Source organism: Sphingomonas colocasiae, from assembly GCF_019880585.1.
Classification (GTDB): domain Bacteria; phylum Pseudomonadota; class Alphaproteobacteria; order Sphingomonadales; family Sphingomonadaceae; genus Sphingobium_A; species Sphingobium_A colocasiae.
Genome location: NZ_JAINVV010000002.1, coordinates 12,026 through 28,737, shown reverse-complemented (window position 1 = coordinate 28,737; position 16,712 = coordinate 12,026). Strand labels below are relative to the sequence as shown.

At 65.6% G+C, this 16,712-nt stretch carries 17 protein-coding genes; 7 read left to right on the top strand and 10 right to left on the bottom strand.

Translation table 11 applies throughout. The features are described from left to right. The first annotated feature begins 4 nt into the window (after window positions 1-4). From K7G82_RS03310 to K7G82_RS03295, 4 genes are read left to right on the top strand one after another with little or no spacing between them, the layout of a single operon-like run. Window positions 5-409 (top strand): PTS sugar transporter subunit IIA, encoded by a 405-nt coding sequence (locus K7G82_RS03310; protein WP_222988423.1) that lies wholly within the window; start codon window positions 5-7, stop codon window positions 407-409. Continuing rightward, entirely contained in the window at window positions 406-678 is a 273-nt protein-coding gene (locus K7G82_RS03305; RefSeq protein ID WP_222988422.1) for an HPr family phosphocarrier protein, read from the top strand. The genes K7G82_RS03310 and K7G82_RS03305 overlap by 4 nt, the downstream gene beginning before the upstream one ends. 43 nt (window positions 679-721) lie before the next feature. Then, window positions 722-1,525 (top strand): TrmH family RNA methyltransferase, encoded by an 804-nt coding sequence (locus K7G82_RS03300; protein ID WP_222988421.1) that lies wholly within the window; start codon window positions 722-724, stop codon window positions 1,523-1,525. Window positions 1,526-1,572: 47 nt separating this feature from the next. Further along, a complete protein-coding gene (locus tag K7G82_RS03295) occupies window positions 1,573-2,286 on the top strand; it encodes an META domain-containing protein (RefSeq protein WP_222988420.1) in 714 nt (237 codons plus the stop codon). 28 nt (window positions 2,287-2,314) lie between these two features. Here the strand turns inward: K7G82_RS03295 and K7G82_RS03290 are convergent, their stop codons facing one another. Beyond that, a complete protein-coding gene (locus tag K7G82_RS03290) occupies window positions 2,315-3,703 on the bottom strand; it encodes a DNA recombination protein RmuC (protein ID WP_222988419.1) in 1,389 nt (462 codons plus the stop codon). A gap of 110 nt (window positions 3,704-3,813) precedes the next feature. Here K7G82_RS03290 and K7G82_RS03285 point away from each other — a divergent pair, with 110 nt between their 5' ends. Continuing rightward, window positions 3,814-4,281, top strand: coding sequence for a hypothetical protein (locus K7G82_RS03285; RefSeq protein WP_222988418.1), 468 nt, complete (start codon window positions 3,814-3,816; stop codon window positions 4,279-4,281). Between the two features lie 4 nt (window positions 4,282-4,285). On the opposite strand, the gene def is transcribed toward K7G82_RS03285, so the two are convergent. Continuing rightward, entirely contained in the window at window positions 4,286-4,819 is a 534-nt protein-coding gene (gene def / locus K7G82_RS03280; RefSeq protein ID WP_222988509.1) for a peptide deformylase, read from the bottom strand. A gap of 152 nt (window positions 4,820-4,971) precedes the next feature. Next, window positions 4,972-5,568 (bottom strand): recombination mediator RecR, encoded by a 597-nt coding sequence (gene recR, locus K7G82_RS03275; protein WP_222988417.1) that lies wholly within the window; start codon window positions 5,566-5,568, stop codon window positions 4,972-4,974. Between the two features lie 53 nt (window positions 5,569-5,621). Here recR and fmt point away from each other — a divergent pair, with 53 nt between their 5' ends. Next, window positions 5,622-6,524 carry a methionyl-tRNA formyltransferase gene (gene fmt, locus K7G82_RS03270; protein ID WP_222988416.1) on the top strand — a complete coding sequence of 301 codons (903 nt, stop codon included), beginning with the start codon at window positions 5,622-5,624 and terminating at the stop codon, window positions 6,522-6,524. Then, window positions 6,521-7,261 (top strand): tRNA pseudouridine(38-40) synthase TruA, encoded by a 741-nt coding sequence (gene truA / locus K7G82_RS03265; RefSeq protein WP_222988415.1) that lies wholly within the window; start codon window positions 6,521-6,523, stop codon window positions 7,259-7,261. Before fmt ends, truA begins: the two co-directional genes overlap by 4 nt. 180 nt (window positions 7,262-7,441) lie before the next feature. On the opposite strand, the gene K7G82_RS03260 is transcribed toward truA, so the two are convergent. Genes K7G82_RS03260 through K7G82_RS03230 form a run of 7 tightly spaced genes read right to left on the bottom strand, consistent with a single transcriptional unit; the run spans window position 7,442 to window position 16,711 of the window. After that, window positions 7,442-9,343, bottom strand: a complete 1,902-nt coding sequence (locus K7G82_RS03260; protein ID WP_222988414.1) for an XrtA/PEP-CTERM system amidotransferase — start codon at window positions 9,341-9,343, stop codon at window positions 7,442-7,444. Window positions 9,344-9,352: 9 nt separating this feature from the next. Then, window positions 9,353-10,894: an exosortase A gene (gene xrtA, locus K7G82_RS03255; RefSeq protein ID WP_222988413.1), complete on the bottom strand. Its 1,542-nt coding sequence runs from the start codon at window positions 10,892-10,894 to the stop codon at window positions 9,353-9,355. Continuing rightward, window positions 10,891-12,117, bottom strand: a complete 1,227-nt coding sequence (locus K7G82_RS03250; RefSeq protein ID WP_222988412.1) for a TIGR03087 family PEP-CTERM/XrtA system glycosyltransferase — start codon at window positions 12,115-12,117, stop codon at window positions 10,891-10,893. The genes xrtA and K7G82_RS03250 overlap by 4 nt, the downstream gene beginning before the upstream one ends. Next, entirely contained in the window at window positions 12,114-13,187 is a 1,074-nt protein-coding gene (locus tag K7G82_RS03245) for a FemAB family XrtA/PEP-CTERM system-associated protein (RefSeq protein ID WP_222988411.1), read from the bottom strand. The genes K7G82_RS03250 and K7G82_RS03245 overlap by 4 nt, the downstream gene beginning before the upstream one ends. Then, entirely contained in the window at window positions 13,184-14,026 is an 843-nt protein-coding gene (locus tag K7G82_RS03240; RefSeq protein ID WP_222988410.1) for an XrtA system polysaccharide deacetylase, read from the bottom strand. The genes K7G82_RS03245 and K7G82_RS03240 overlap by 4 nt, the downstream gene beginning before the upstream one ends. Before the next feature lie 26 nt (window positions 14,027-14,052). Next, on the bottom strand, window positions 14,053-15,081 hold the full coding sequence (locus K7G82_RS03235; protein ID WP_222988409.1) for an XrtA/PEP-CTERM system-associated ATPase: 1,029 nt from the start codon (window positions 15,079-15,081) through the stop codon (window positions 14,053-14,055). Between the two features lie 19 nt (window positions 15,082-15,100). Further along, on the bottom strand, window positions 15,101-16,711 hold the full coding sequence (locus K7G82_RS03230) for a hypothetical protein (protein WP_246623234.1): 1,611 nt from the start codon (window positions 16,709-16,711) through the stop codon (window positions 15,101-15,103). Between the last annotated feature and the right edge of the window lies 1 nt (window position 16,712).

Below are 16,712 nucleotides of genomic sequence, written 5' to 3'. Positions count from 1 at the left end.
ATAGATGATCGGATTGGTGTTGGTTACCCATGGGCTTCTCGCGAAGGAGTTCGTGGTCGCCATGGAGCATGTCGTGGGGCCGCAGGAGGCGATTCAGCCGATCTGCATCGGCCCGGACGATGACATGGATCTGCGCCGCAAGGATATTGCGCGCGCGATCGCGGAGGTCGATCGCGGCCATGGTGTGATCCTGCTGACCGACCTGTTCGGCGGTACGCCGTCGAACCTGGCCATTTCGCTGATGAAGACGGGTCACACCGAAGTGATCGCCGGCGTCAACCTGCCGATGCTGATTCGACTCGAAGGGGCAAGACGGACGATGAAGGTGAAGGATGCGGTGGCGGCCGCGCGCGAGGCGGGCCGCAAATATATCAGCGTTGCTTCCGAAGTGCTGGGCGAATCGGTGTGACCGCGATCGCGCGCACGGTGCTGATCACCAACCGTCGCGGACTGCATGCGCGCGCCAGCGCCAAGTTCGTCACGCTGGCCAGCCAGCAAAGTGCCTCGGTGGAGGTGGAGAAGGACGGATCGGCCGTCACCGGCACGTCGATCATGGGCCTGATGATGCTGGGCGCGGCCATGGGCGACAGCGTCACCATCCGCGCCAGGGGCGATGGCGCGGAAAAGGCGGTGCAGTTGCTCGCCGAACTCGTCGAAGCGAAGTTCGGCGAAGACTGACGGCCCCGCCCCTTTCCCGATAGCGAGGGGTTCAGGAGACACAATGCCCCGCGAGATCACCGGTTTTTCCAACGAGACCGTCAAGCGCGTCCGGTCGCTTCGCGACAAGAAGCATCGCCGGCAGGAAGGCCTGTTCCTGGCGGAAGGACTGCGCATCCTGGCCGAGGCGGAGGAAGCCGGCTTCCTGCCCGAAATGCTGTTCTACGCGCGCGATTCGGCCAGCCATCCCATCGTCACCCGATTGATCGCGGCCACCGAGGCGGCAGGCGGCGATGTGATCGAGACGATTCCCGACATCCTCCACAAACTCTCCGGCAAGGAGAATCCGCAGGCGGTGATCGGCGTCTATCGCGAGCGGGCGACGCCGCTGAGCGCGATCGATCGCGCCAGCGCGGACATCTGGCTCGTCGCGCAGGCGATGCGCGATCCCGGCAATCTCGGCACCATGCTGCGCACCGGCGACGCGGTGGGCGCCGGGGGACTGATCCTGATCGACGATTGCGTCGATCCCTTCTCCGTCGAAGCGGTGCGGGCCAGCATGGGCGCATTGTTCACGCAGACGATCGCCACGGCACGCTGGGCGGAATTCATCGCCTGGCTGCGGACGGGGCCCGGCACGCTGGTCGGCACCAGCCTGAACGCGAGCCATGACTATCAGGAACCGCACTATCCCCGGCCGACCTTCATCCTGACGGGCAACGAGGCACGCGGGCTGCCCGCGGATTACGAAGCCGATTGCGACCTGCTGGTGAAGATGCCGATGCTGGGCAAGGCGGACAGCCTGAACGCGGCAGTGGCGACCGCGGTGATGGCCTATGAGGTGCTCAACCAGCATCGAAGGGGCTGAGTTCATCACGAACGGGAACTTCGACCGAGGCTTGTTGTTCAAGCGATATGAAACGCCTGTTACCGCTCACCCTCGCCCTGCTCGCGGGCTGCACCGTCATTCCCAGGGGCGATCCGCCCCCGGCACCAGCGCAGCCGTCGGGCTCGGGCACCTATACCGCGCTGGGAACCGAGCCGGGCTGGACGCTGAAGGTAACGCCCGGCCGCCTGTTCTATGAGGGCGATTATGGCGAGACGAAGATTGACGTTCCCCGCCCGGAACCGCGCACGACGTTCAACGGGCATCGATACGAGACCGCCCGGCTGACCGTGGATGTGACGCACGGCCAGTGCAGCGACGGCATGAGCGACCGGCTTTACGAGGACAGCGTGACCGTGACCGCGGATGGCAGGACGGTGAAGGGCTGCGGCGGCGCGATCCTGTCGCCGCAGACGCTGGAGGGCACCGACTGGACGATCCTCCGCGTCGGCGAGATGGACGCGCTGGCCGATCGCCCGGCGAACATCGCGTTCGCGAACGGTCGCGTTTCCGGCACCACCGGCTGCAACCGTTTTTCCGGCAGCTACGACGTCAACACCACCGCGCTCACGCTCGGACCGCTCGCCGCGACCAAGATGGCCTGTCCTGGCACCGCGATGGAGCAGGAGAACAAGCTGCTGGCGATCCTCAAGGGTACGATCGGCATGACATTCCGGAACGGCGATACGCTGATCCTGACCGGTGCGAACGGACGAACAGTCGTGCTCCGCCGCAAGATCTGAATCTTCGCCCGCGCAGCAAGAGGCTTGTTTATTCCGCCGCTTCCGCCCGATCGTTTTCCGGATTGGGCAGCATGTCGAGCGGCTCGCGCGCCAGCGTATCGACGCTCTCTATGTCTTCGATCTCGCGCGATCCGGTCTCGATATTCAGGTCGCGGAACTTGCGGCCGGTGACGAGCACGCGCCCCTCGAAGCTGGCGACGAACTTGTTGTAATTTTCGACGGCGCTGTTGAGGCCCCCGCCGACGCGGCGGAGGTGCGACGCGGCGGTCGAAAGCCGCTCGTACATCTCCTTGCCGAGTGCGCCGATCTGCTGCGCCTCCTCCGCCAGCTTCTCCTGCCGCCAGACGCTGGCGACGGTGCGGGCGATCGCGACGAGGTTGGTGGGCGTCGCCAGCAGCACGCGCCGATCGAACGCCCAGTCCCACAAACCATCATCCTGTTCGAGCGCGGCCGAGAGGAAATGCTCGCCGGGAATATACATCACCACATAATCGGCGGCCTTGCCGAACCGCTCCCAATAGCTCTTCTCACCAAGTTGGCGGGCATGGTTGCGGATCGATGCGGCATGCAGTTTCAGATGATGCGCGCGCGCGCCCTCATCGACCTCGTCGCTCGCATCGAGATAGGCATTGAGCGAGCATTTCGCATCGATCACCAGTTCGCGCCCGCCCGGCAGGCTGACGACGACGTCGGGCCGGAGGCGTCCATCATCGGTATCGACCGAAACCTCGGACCGGAAATCGGCGTGCGGCGACAATCCCGCCTGTTCGAGCACGTTGCGCAGCGACTGTTCGCCCCAGCGCCCGCGCGCCTTGGGGCTCGATCGCAACGCGTTGACCAGCCGCGCCGCTTCGTCCTTTACCTGCCCCTGGCCGACGCGGACCTGTTCGACCGCCTCGCGCAGTTCGCGATAGCTGCCGACGCGTTCCTTCTCGACCTGCGCCAGTCCGTCCTCATAGCGTTTGAGCGTGGTCTCGACCGGCTGGAGCAATTGCTTCAGCCGCTCCTCGCTCTTTTCGCCGGCCTGGTGGAAACGCTGGTCGGCGCGTTCGAGGAAGACGCGCTGCGCATCCTGCAGCAACCGGGCGCCCACTTCGCTGAATTGCGCCGACAGGGCATCCTTCGCCTCGATCAGCGCCTTGATCTGATCCTGCAGCGCCCGCTCGCGCGCATCGCGCTCGGCGCGCAACCCTGCCGCTTCGGTCTGGGCAAGCGCCAGCGATTCGCGCAATTGGGGCACGTCGCGCGCGCGTTCCTCCATGCCCGCCAGATCGGCGACGGCGCGGCGGAAATCCTCAAGATAGCGGTCGCGCTCGATGCGCACTGCGGCGCCGCCACGGCTGCCCAGCCACCATCCGGTCAGCACGCCGATCAGGATCGCGGCGACGATCAGGACCAGGGTGACGGCTTCGCTCATATTTGCCTCGAGAAGAACATTCAGCGAACTTTGCCCGTTCGTTCCAGCTTTGGCAATGGCCAGGCTTGGTGGACAAAGGAAACAAGATGCGGTTCGACCGTTAAATGCCCATGCGTCCCACAATCCTGCTGCCGATCACCGTCGCGCTGCTCATGCTCGCCGCCTGCGAACCGGATTCGTCGCGGCAGGCCGCCTCGAACGACGCCGTCACCGTCGACATCGCCGGCCCATCGGCGCAAGCGCCATCGGCCGACGCCTCCGCTGAGAAACCGCGCCCCGCGCCGATCGCCGTGCCGCAAACGGGTTTTGCGGGCCTGTGGGCCGTCGACGAGAAATCCTGCAAATCGCCGCCCTGGCACTTCACCGAACGCGACCTGACGACGAAGGGCGAAGTCTATTGCAGCTTCAAGCAGATCAAGCCGGTCGCGGATGGCTATGACATCAACACGGTCTGCGCCGCCGAAGGCGACGAAGTCGCCGAAACCATGCGGTTGCGGCTCAAAAATGCCGGCAGGACGATGACGGTTTCGAGCGACCAGACCTACAAGCCGATCGACCTGATCCGCTGCCAGCGCTGAAACGTCAGGCGGCGCGGCGTTCCTTGCGCGCCTTGGCGAGCTTCTTGAGGATCATGTCTCGCTTCAGCCGCGAAAGATGGTCGATGAACAGCACGCCCTCGAGATGGTCCATCTCGTGCTGGAGGCAGGTGGCCAGCAGGCCCTCCAGCCGCTCCTCATGCGGCTTGCCGTCATAATCGAGCCAGCGCGCGGTGATCGTCGCGGGGCGCTCGACATCGGCATATTGATCGGGAACCGACAGGCAGCCCTCGGTGTAGACCGACAGGTCCGCGCTCGGATCGACGATCTCCGGGTTGATGAACACCATCGGCCGGCGGACCGGCGGCCCCTCTTCCTCTTCGGGTTCCTGCAGATCGATCACCAGCACGCGCTTGGGCACGCCCACCTGGATCGCGGCCAGGCCGATGCCGGGCGCGTCGTACATGGTCTCGAACATGTCGTCGATCAGCGCGCGCAGTTCGTCATCGACCGTCTCGACGGGCTTGGAAACGACGCGCAGACGCGGATCGGGCGTCTCTAGGATAGGAAGAATGGCCATTTCGCCGATGTAGAGCCTGATATCGGCATTTTCAATCACCGTGTCGCCAGACGGTCATCGATCAGGCGCAATCATTCGGCTACGGAATCAGGCAACAAAATTCAAAATAAACACCAGCTTACATCAACAAGGTCAGAAACGACCGCGACTGTTCAACTGACCGGCCGGCGCGCGCGCAACGCCTGGGCGAGCGTTCCTTCGTCGAGATAGTCGAGCTCGCCGCCCACGGGCAGGCCATGGGCGAGCTGGGTCAGGCGAACCGGAAAACGTTCCAGTCGCTCGGCGATATAATGCGCGGTGGTCTGCCCCTCCAGCGTCGCATTCATCGCCAGCACGACCTCGTCGATACCGCCCGCCTCGACGCGCCGGAGCAGCTTGTCGATCGACAGATCTTCCGGCCGGACTCCCTCCAGAGCTGAAAGCCGGCCGCCAAGCACATGGAATTTACCGGGAAAAAGCCGCGAACGATCGAGCGCCCAAAGATCCGACACTTCCTCGACGACGCAGAGAGCGCGCACGTCGCGGCGCGGATCGGCGCAGACGGTGCATGGATTGCTGGTATCGACATTGCCGCACATATCGCAGGTCGAAAGCCGCTCGTTCACCGCTTCCAGCGCGCGCAGCAGCGGCAGCATCGCCGCTTCGCGCCTTTTCATCAGGTGCAGCACCGCCCGGCGCGCCGAACGCGGCCCGAAACCGGGAAGCCGTGCCAGCGCCTGCGCCAGCGTTTCGATCTCTTGAGAGGCCATGGCGGACACATAAGGGCTTGCGCTGCCAACTGCCAAGCGGTTGAGAGACATTCATGCGTATCGCTTTCATGGGAACCCCCGATTTCGCCGTGCCGACGCTCGACGCGCTGGTCGCGGCCGGCCATCAGGTCGTCGCCGCCTATAGCCAGCCGCCCCGCCCCGCCGGCCGCGGCAAGGCGCTCCAGCCCTCCCCCGTCCAGCGCCGCGCCGAGGCGCTGGGCATCGAAGTAAGGACACCGCTGTCGCTGAAAGGCGATGAGGAAAAGGCGGCATTCGCGGCGCTCGACCTGGATGTCGCGGTGGTCGCGGCCTATGGCCTGATCCTGCCGCGCGCGATCCTCGCGGCGCCCCGGCTGGGCTGCCTGAACGTCCATGGCTCGCTGCTGCCGCGCTGGCGGGGCGCCGCCCCCGTCCAGCGCGCGATCCTTGCCGGCGATGCGATCACCGGCGTCACCGTCATGGAGATGGAAGCGGGGCTGGACACCGGGCCGATGCGCGCGACGATCGAAACCACGATCGACGGCAAGACCGCCGGCATGCTGACCGACGAACTGGCCGCCGATGGCGCGGCGCTGATGGTGCGCGTGCTGGCCGATCCCGCCGCCCATCCGGCGATCCTCCAGCCCGAAGATGGCGTCACCTATGCCCGGAAGATCGAAAAGGCCGAAGCGCGGATCGATTTCACCGATGCGACGTCGGCCGAACGCCAGGTCCGCGCGTTCAACCCCGCGCCCGGCGCATTTTTCGAGCTCGGCGGCGAACGTGTCCGGATCCTCGCCGCATCGGTCGAACCCGGATCGGGGGTGCCCGGAACGATCGTCGACGATGCGCTCGGCATCGCCTGTGCAACCGGCATTCTCCGCCCCCTGCTCGTCCAGCGCGCGGGCAAGGCGGCGATGACGCCCGCCGAATTGCTGCGCGGATACCGGATTCCCGCCGGAACCCGGCTCGGATGACGCGTTTCGCGCTCACGGTGGAGTTCGACGGCCGACCGTTCATGGGCTGGCAGCGACAAGCGCATGGCCCGAGCGTGCAGCAGGCGATCGAGGACGCCGCGTTCGCGGTGACCGGCGAGCGCGTCGCCGTCCATGCCGCCGGCCGTACCGATGCCGGCGTTCATGCGCTGGCGATGCGCGCGCATCTCGACATCGCGAAGCCGATCACGCCCTTTCGCCTGATGGAAGCGCTCAACGCGCGCGTCCGGCCCAATCCGGTGGCGATCCTGGCGTGCGAGCCGGTGGCCGACGATTGGCATGCCCGCTTTTCATGCATCGGTCGACGCTATGTCTATCGCATTGTCGCACGGCGGGCGCAGCTCGCGCTCGATGCCGGGCGGGCCTGGCGAATCGCGCCACCGCTCGATGCTGAAGCGATGCACGAAGCCGCGCAGATGCTGGTGGGGCTGCACGATTTCACGACTTTCCGATCGGTGCATTGCCAGTCCGAAAGCGCGGTCAAGACGCTCGACCGGCTCGATGTCGTGTGCACTGGAGATCGCCTGGACGTGCATGCTGCTGCGCGCTCGTTCCTGCATCATCAGGTACGATCGATGGTCGGCTGTCTGGCGCTGGTCGGCCAGGGCAGGTGGAGGGCGCAGGATCTGCGCGACGCGCTGGAAGCGCGGGATCGCGCCGCACTCGGCCTCAACGCGCCCCCGGACGGGCTTTACTTCGCCGAAGCACTCTATCCCTGACGACAGGTCGGCCGAACAGGCATGCGTTCCTTGTCATCCCCGCGCACGCGGGGATCCAGCTTTTCCGCGAAGTATCCGAAAAAGAAGAAGAAGAAGAAGTTGGATCCCCGCATGCGCGGGGATGACACAGAGAGAGCACAACATCTCGCCTCGTGGAAAAGCATCCACTTGGCAAAGGCATCACCGCCCCATGCCGAACAGCCGGGTCAGCGACTTGTCGAGCATCATCAGTTGCCACAGCAGCCGGCCATGATCGCTGCGACCCGACAGATGCGCGCGCACGACATTTTCAAGCGCGACGCGGTCGAACCAGCCGGTTTCGGCAAGCGCGGCACCGCGCGCGATCCGTTCCGCTTCGCCTGAAAGGGCCCCGCGAAACCAGGCGCTGATCGGAGTCACGAAGCCCATTTTGCGGCGATAGAGGATATCGTCGGGCAGATAGCGGCGCATCGCGCGCTTCATCAGCCATTTGCCCTCGCCGCCGCGCAGCCGCATCGAGACCGGCAGTGAAGCCGCGAACTCGATCAGGCGATGGTCTAGCAGCGGCTCGCGCGCCTCCAGGCTCACCGCCATGCTGGTCCGGTCGACTTTGGTGAGGATATCGCCGGGCAGCCAGATCTTGAGGTCGGCATATTGCGCACGGTCGAGCGGTTCGCGCGCCGGGGCGCTGCGCATGGCGGCCTCGATCCGTGCCTCCGCGCGGTGCCCGTCCAGCAGATGGCGGGTTTCGTCGGTATAGAGACGCTGACGTAGTGCGGGCGTGGTGACGCCTACCGCCAGTGCATAGGCTTCCTCGCCCGATCGGGCGAGCCCGAGCAATGTCGATTTGGCGCGCAGCGGGCGCGGCGCCCAATCCGCCTTGGGATAGATTGCCCCCAGGCCGCCGAAGATGTGGCTGCGGAGCGCGCCCGGCAGGAAACCGCGAATCCGTTCCTCGGCATGCTGGAAGCGATGACGGCGATAACCGGCAAAGGCCTCGTCCGCGCCATCCCCGGACAATGCGACCGTCACCGTCTCGCGCGCCAGTTCGCAGACGCGATAGGTCGGCAGCGCCGACGCATCCGCAAAGGGCTCGTCGAACGCGTCGGCCAATCGATCAGCCAGCGCGAAATCGTCGGCGGCGACGATCCGTTTGCGGTGGTCGGTGGCGAAACGCGCCGCGACCTGTTCGGCATGCCGGGTTTCGTCGAGATCTGCCTGATCGAAGCCGATCGAGCAGGTCTTGACCGCCTGGGTGCTCGCTTCCGCCATCAATGCCACCACCGCCGAACTGTCGACGCCGCCCGACAGAAAGGCCCCCAGGGGCACATCCGCCACCATGCGCGATCGCACGGCCTGGCGCAGCCGCTCGGTCAGTTCTTCCTCCAGCGCGCGCGCCGAACCATTGGCACGGCGGCTGAAATCGACGTCCCACCAGCATATCGGGGCAGCCATGCCCTTGCCGCGTTCGAGCAGCAGATAATGGCCAGCGGGCAGTTTCTCGACGCCGGCAACGATACAGCTGTCGTCGGGCACGTAACCGAGGCCCAGAAAATCCTCGACCGCGCGGACATCGGGCGCGCGGCGCAGCAGCGGATGCGCCAGCAATCCCTTCAGTTCGGAAGCAAAGATGAGGCTGCCGTCGGACAGTCGCGCATGATGGAGCGGCTTCACACCCAACCGATCGCGCGCGAGGAACAGGCATTGCCGCCCCGAATCGTACAGCGCGAAAGCGAACATGCCATGGAAGCGCTGCAGGCACTGCACGCCCCATTGCCGCCAGCCATGCAGGATCACTTCGGTATCGCTGTCGGTGCGGAAAACATGGCCGAGCCCCTGCAATTCCGCGCGCAATTCCGCGAAATTGTAGATCTCGCCATTATAGGTGACGGCGATCCGTCCATCCTCGCCGATCATCGGCTGCGCGCCGCCGCCCAGATCGATGATCGACAGACGGCGATGGCCCAGCCCGACGCCCGGCGCCGTCCAGACGCCCGATCCGTCGGGCCCGCGATGCGCGAGCACATCGGTCATCATCGTCACCCGCGCCGGATCGACCGGCTTGGGCGTATCGAGATGGAAGATACCGGCAATCCCGCACATAAGGCCCGACTATCGGCCGCGTGCGTCAGCGGCAAGTGCGTCGGTCACACGCTCCACCGGCCCGAGATCGGCAAGGAAGCGATCGATGGCCGGGCGAGCGCTTCGCCCTTGCCGCTCCTCCGCCGAGACGAGCACGGCCGCGGCGATCTGTGAGCCGCCGAACAGGCGCGTTTTCAACGTCTCCAGCTTCACGCGCATCGCGCTGCCGGTGGTGGTGCCGCCAAGACGATAGAAGCTGACCACTTCGCGGGTCACCGGCCCAGGCCCGGTGATCCGTTCCGCCATGCCGTCAGCCGGGTTGCGCGCCCGTGTCGTCCACGCCCAGCCGCTTTCGGGGCCGACCGCGCCCTGCCCGTAACCGATCAGCTCGCCGCCTTCGTCCTGATGGCCATAGAGAATGATGGCGAGATCGACGGCATCGCCCCGCGCGTCGACATAGCGGCCAAGCAGCCGATGATCGGCCCCGGCGAAATGCGGCGTCCAGGGTGTGAGTGGCGCGTAGGGTGCGCGTTGCCAGCCCTTCACCGCCGGCAATTGCACGACATTGGGCAGCGCTTCCCGTCCGGTCGCGGCGATGGCGGCGGACCAGATCAGCGGCGCCGCCAATATCGCGGCGATCGCGGCCGGAACGACGAGACTCGTTGCCCGGGGCGGAGCATCTTCGATCAATCGCGCGGGATCGAAAGCGGGATCGTCGATCGAGCGATCGAAGAAGCGCCAGCCCACCGCCGTCACCAGCGCCAGCACGATCGCGAAGAAGAACCAGCCGTAGAAGACATGATCGAAGCCCGCCGCGAAATCGATGCTCGTCAGGTGCGAGATATAGATCGTGCCCCATGCGCGAACGCCGTTGGCGACCACCGATGAGGTCACGGCGAACAGCACGAAAGCGATGCGGCGCGACGTGCTGCGGAAGCAGAGATGCGCCGCCAGCACCGCATAGGCGAACATCGCGATCAGGAAATTGACGCCCGAGCACGCCTCCGCCACCTCGAAATAGCCGGTCGGTGTGGTGATGAAGACGCCGTCTATGTGCGCCGGCAGCCCGACCAGGCCGAGCAGCGCCATGCACATCTTCGCGGTGAGCGTCTGCAATGGCGGCACCAGTTCCTCGCCGAACGGCACCAGGAACAGCGCATAGCCGAGCGGGAACAGCAGTCCGCGAGAAACCGAGGGGCCCAGCAGCGAAACCACAGCGCCTTGCAGCATGAAAAGGAGGCCAAGATGCCTGGCCTGGGCAACGCCGGCAGCATCGCCCAACAGCCATCCCCCCGCCCCCATGCCGACAAGCAGCAGCCCTGGCGCCCAGCTACGCGGCGTGAGCTCTGCAAGCAGCGCGCGGCGCTGCCACACCAGCCAGCCGATCATCACAGCCACGATCGGGCAATGGCCGAACGTGTCGCTGCGCCACCAGATATCGGCGATATCGGCGGCATCGCGCCCAAAGGCGATCAGGATCACCGCCGTCGCCAGTCCGAGCAACAGCAACTGACGCCGCCATGGCGTCAGCGCGCCATCAGGCGCGGCATGGATCGGGGCATAAGCGGTCATTCGGCAGCCGCCATCAGCGGCGCATCGGTCAGGCCGACCATCGCGGACAAGGGTGCAAGCCGGGCGCCCCAGCCATAGTCCGCCTCGATCCGCGCCCGCGCCGCCATTCCCAAATTATGCGCCAATGCCGGATCATCGAGCAGGCGCAATACCGCTTCGGCCTGTGCCTGGGCACCATCCGCCACCAGCAATTCCTCTTCCGGCCGCGCTTCGATCCCCTCGAATGCCGCCGATGAGGCGACAACGGGGCGCGCCATCGCCATCGCCTCCAGCACCTTGTTCTGAACGCCGCGCGCGATGCCGAGCGGCGCGACCACCACATCGGCCGCCGCCAGCCAGCCACGAACATCTGGAACCTCGCCGGTCACGATCACGCCGGGAAGCTCCGCCAGCGCCTGCACCGCCGGATCGGGACGACGGCCGACGATGGCGAACCGGGCATCCGGCCGGCTCGCGCGGATGAGGGGCATGACGTCACGCGCGAACCCCGCCACCGCCTCGACATTGGGACGATAATCCATCTGGCCGGTGAATATGATCAACGGACCGGCAAGATCGGGGCGCTGATGGTCGCGTGACGGATCGAAATAGGCGAGATCCACGCCGTTGCAGAGCGGCTGGATCCGATCATCGGCCAGCCCCGCGCGGTTTCGAAACAGAGCAGCCTCGGCATCGCTGACGAACAAGCCCAGATCGGCACGATGCGCGACCGACCGTTCATAAGCCGACAGCAGCCGCCCCTCGCGCGCATAGATGAAACGCATCAGCGGATTGCCGTCACGCGCATAGCTTTCGAACTTCGCCGAATCGACATCGACGAAATCCATGACGAAGCGGATGCCGTCCTTCAGATCGGGCACGAACTGTGCCATCTGCACCGAATAGGCCATGACGCAGTTGATCGGCCGGGCCTCGACCAGATCATGTACATGATCGCGCAACGCCGCATTGTCGAAAAGGCTCAGCAACAGCGGCCGCCCACCAGCGAATCCGGATATGGCCGCGGCGGCCTTCCCTTTCCGGCGCGGTTCGATGCGGCATGATGCGAGCGCAAGCCCCGCAGGCGGCGGCACCGCCGCCTCGGCATCGTCATCGGCGAGGCAGGCGAGATGAACCGGCGCCAGCCGGGTCAGCCGTTCGAGCAGATGCCAGGACCGGATCTTGTCCCCCCGATCGGGCGGCCAGGGGGGGCGGTGCGACAGGAACAGAATCTCTCCCGTCATCCAAGCCCCCTGGAAATGAACGGGCCGATCAGGTTCGCGACCGGCAGGGGCAGTTTCTGCCACGCCGCGATCTTCAGGCGATATTTGGGATTGAGCGGATTGATCTCGCGCGGCGTGGCGCCATCGGCGATACGCATGGCATAGCTGAGTGGCCGGGGCTCGAATCCCCAATTCTTCTTGAAGGTGAAGGCGCCGGTGCCCGGCTTCGATCGTCCGAAGTCGAAATGCGAACAGCCGCGTGCACGCGCATGTTTCATCAGCTCGTAATACATGCGGTCATTGGCGCGCCATGTTCGCGCCGCATGCGTGCCGCCCCCCCAATAAGGCATGACGACACCCCCATGATAGAGCGACAGCACGGCCGCCACCGGCACGCCCTGCTGCCGCACGACCAATATGTCCGCATCTTCACCGAAACTGTCGAGCACCGCATCGAACAGCGCGCGCGGAAAGACCGGCGTGCCCAGGTTGCGGACACTCTCGGCATAGACCGCATAATGCGCCGCGCGCTCCGCCGCCCCTCGCCCGACCGCCACGTCCAGGTCGAAACCGAGCGACCGGCGAACCTCGGCGCGCTGCTTGCGGGGAATGGCAAGGAGATCGGCTTCATCGCTTTGCCCGAGCGGACGCGAGAAATTGGCGTAGCGATCGTCGATCACCTGCCAGTCCGGGCTTTCGGGCACGGGACCGCGCAGTTCGACGCTCGGCACACCCAGAGCTTGCGCCATCGACCATGACGCGTCGACCAGTGCGCGGCCTGCGCGTTCGTCATCGGCGAGCGGCCCGCCACGAACAGCGAAACCGTTGGAGATCAAGGCGCGGCCGAACAGGCGCGATCGCAACTCGGTCAGCGGTAACACGCCCGAAATCACACCCGTTCCGCTTTCCGCGATCAGGCAATGCGCGCGCTGGCGGCATCCCTTCGCGACCGCCCTGCCCCAGGCGGTGAGGTGAAAGGGCGAGCCATCGGGATGCGCTTGAACATAGGCGTCGATGCGCGCCAAGTCCTGAACGTCCGAGAAATCGACCGATCGGATGTTCGTCGCTGCGAGTGAGAATGGCGCGTTCATGCCGCGCGCTTCGCTTCGGCGGCGGCGACGGCATCGGTCCGCCCCCAGGGAAACTCGCCGATCAGCCGCTCCAGCTTGCCTTCCATCGCGGCAAGGTTGGTATAATGGCGCAGCTTGGATCGCAGCGGCGCATCGGCGACGCGCGGCTGGCCCGGATCCATGTCCCATGGATGGAAATAGAAGATGGCGGGCCGCTGTTCACCGGCGAAGACGCGGCCGATCGCCCAGCGCGTGAGCGCATAGGGCAGAACGCGGAAGAAGCCGCCGCCCAATGCCAATCGCCGCGCGCCGATCTCCGCGGTGGTGACGGGCAGTTCGATCAATGGACTGTCCGCGACCGGCCGAAAAGCGAAGCGCGGCGCTTCGGGCCAGCCATAGTGATCGTGACGCAAGGGTGCGACGCTCGACGAATAGGCATAGCCCTGTTCCGCCAGGATCGGATGTGCCCAGGGCGTGCGCTTGTCGATGGAGAAGCTCGGCGCGCGATAACCTGTCACCGCCTGGCCGCCGGCATCCTCCAGCGTCTTGCGCGTGCGATCGATATCGGCGCGGAACTGTTCGGCGGTCATCGTGAAGACGCGGATATGGTCCCAGCCATGGCTGGCCACCTCATGCCCCTGTTCGACGATGCGGCGGATCAGCGCCGGATAACGCTCCGCCACCCAGCCCAATGTGAAGAAGGTCGCCTTGACGCCGGTGCGCGCGAACAGCGCGAGCACCGCGTCGCTGTTACGCTCGACGCGATGCTCAAGCCGGCTCCAGTCGTCGCGCGAGATGGTCGTCTCGAACGCGCCGACCTGGAACCAGTCCTCGATATCGACCGAAAGCGCATTGTTCATCTGTGGCTCCCTACGCGCGGCGAGCCTCAGGCGGCGCTTTCCCGGATCAGCGACAGATCGGGCGACTGGCGATCGGCCTCCGCCCAGTCAATCAGCAAAGTCAGCACGCGGCGGAGCGCCGTTTCCTGCTCCTCCAGCCGCGTCTCGAGCAAGGCGATCCGGGCCGAAAGCGATTCATCGACCGCAGCCGCGGCCTGCGACGCCGTCGGCACGGCGGCTGGCCGGCGCAGCGATTCGGTCGGGGTATCCCCCTCCATGTCCGCAATCACGGTAGCGACATCATCGGCTTCGATCGTGCCAAGCTGCTCGACCGCACCGTACAGCATCACCCGGCTCGCCAGCGCGTTCAGCCGGCGCGGCACGCCCTCGCTATGGCGATACATCTCGGCATAGGCCTGCGGCGTGAACTGCGGGTTGCCGGTCCAGCCGGCGAGCGACAGACGGTGGACGATATAAGGCTCGATCTCCTCGGCCTGCATAGGTTCGAGATGATGCGTCGCGATCACGCGCTGGCGCAATTGCTCCAGCCGCTCCGATCCGTTGAGCCGCGCGCGGAACTCGGGCTGCCCCAGCAGAAAGATCTGGAGCAGTGCCTGCCCCTCGATCTGGAAGTTGGAAAGCATGCGCAGCTCTTCGAGAGCAGAGACCGTCAGGTTCTGCGCCTCGTCGACGATCAGCAGCGTCCGCTTGCCTTCCTGCGCCTGGCCGACCAGGAAGCGCTCGATCCGTTCCAGGATCTGCGCCTTTTCCAGCCCGTCGCTCGAAAGCCCCATCGCCTGCGCGGTCATGCGCAGCATGTCGTCGCCTTCGATCTGGGTGGAGACGATCTTGATCGCGGTCAGCCGCGCCGCGTCGATCGTCGCCATCAGATGGCCGACCAGCGTGGTCTTGCCGCTGCCGATCTCGCCGGTGATGGCGATGAAGCCCTCTCCCTGCGCCAGGCCATAGCCGAGATAGGCCATCGCCTTGCGATGGGTGGCGCTGTCGAAATAGAAACGCGGGTCCGGCGTAAGCTGGAAAGGCCGGGCGTTCAGGCCGTAATAGTCGCTGTACATCGTCTCAGTCCGCCTTCCGTCAATATTGCAGCCGCATCGCCAGCCAGAGCGAGGCGATCAACGAGTCCTCGAACCCGTTCTGGTCGCTCGAATAAAGCTGGCCCGTCGCGCTCGCGCTCAGGTTGCGGCTGAAATTGTGGTAATAGGTGCCCATGACGCCGGTGCCGAGCACGCTCTCCGCATTGGGAATGCCGCTCTTGTAATAGTCGAGATAGGCGTTGAAATCCAAACCGGAGTGATCGGTCAGCGCATAACCGTAATAGGCCTGGGCGAACCAGCTCTCATCCTTCACCCCATCGAGCGAGAAGGCATTGCCGAAGCGCGGCGCGAAATATTTGCGCTGCGCATAGCCTAGCCCGAACCCGAGCGAGATCGGCCCACGCGCCGCCGTGTAGATGCCCGTGATCCCGCGATTGCGGAAATTGGCGGTGTTGATGGACTGGAACACATCGTCCAGGCATCCCCCCCCACCGCCGCCATTCGCGCCGAAGACGCAGCCGTTGAAGCCGCCACCGAAGCGGCTGCTCGCCACGTTGAAATTGGTCGGCAGGCGCGAGACATTGTCCTGAAGCAACCGGCCGAAGCTCTCGACGCCGTCATAGACGACCACCGAGACGCCCGATGCGGACGACATCTGATGCGTGAACGAGCCGAAGACGGTGGTGCCGCCATAGCGCCGCCCGGCGCGCGCCTCCAACTGCGTGCGCCGGCTTGGCCGCCACATCACGCCCGCGTCGTAGATCAGGCCATCCTGATCATAGGCGAGCTGACGCGGCGACGCGGGATCGGTGATGAAGCGCCCGTCGTTTCCGACCACCGGCGCGCCATTGGTGTCGCGCAGCGCGTCGCGCTGGCTGATCTCGATATCCTCATATCCGACGCCGCCGACCAGAGCGAGCGTGGGCGAGACCGGCACGGTCAGGTCGCCGCGGATGAACTTGCCCTCGAAGCGCTGGTCGAGCTGCCCGACATTCTCGCGCTCGAACGCGCCGCTGATCTGCCAGCCGACGGGCAATTCGCCGGGCCGCATACCGACATTGGCGGTCACGAAATGCGCGGTGGCATCATCATAGCCATCCAGCCGCTGCTGCCCGGTGGGCAGGCGCAGCGTCGTCACATCCTCGACCTTGGTGTAGCCGAAACGATAGGCCGCGCCGACATCGAGCGCACCCAGATTGGTAGCCAGCGTCGGCCCCGCATAGGCCGAATAGACCTGCGTCGTGTTGTTCGAGCTCGATCCGCCGACCTGCGGCGCGGCGCCGCGAATGTCGACGCGAGAGCGCGTGGCGATGCCGCCCGCTTCGAACGACAGCAGATTGGGCACGAGTTGCTGGCTGATGCGCGCCAAGCCGGTATGCGTCTCGTTGACGTCGATATTCCGATCGTAATCGAAGCGGCGGTCGTAACGATAGCTGATCTGCACTTCGGTGCGCGAATTGCGCACGCTCGCTTCGATGCCGACCGCCACATTGGTGTAGGTCAGCACGTCGCCGCCATTATTGAGGTCGGCCTCCACCACCTGGCCGATCTCGATATAGGGCGAAATGCGCTTCTCGGCCTGTGCGGGCGCGGCGATCGCACCCGAGGCGAGACATGCGACGACGATCAGGGCTTTCTGGTCAGCCCGCATG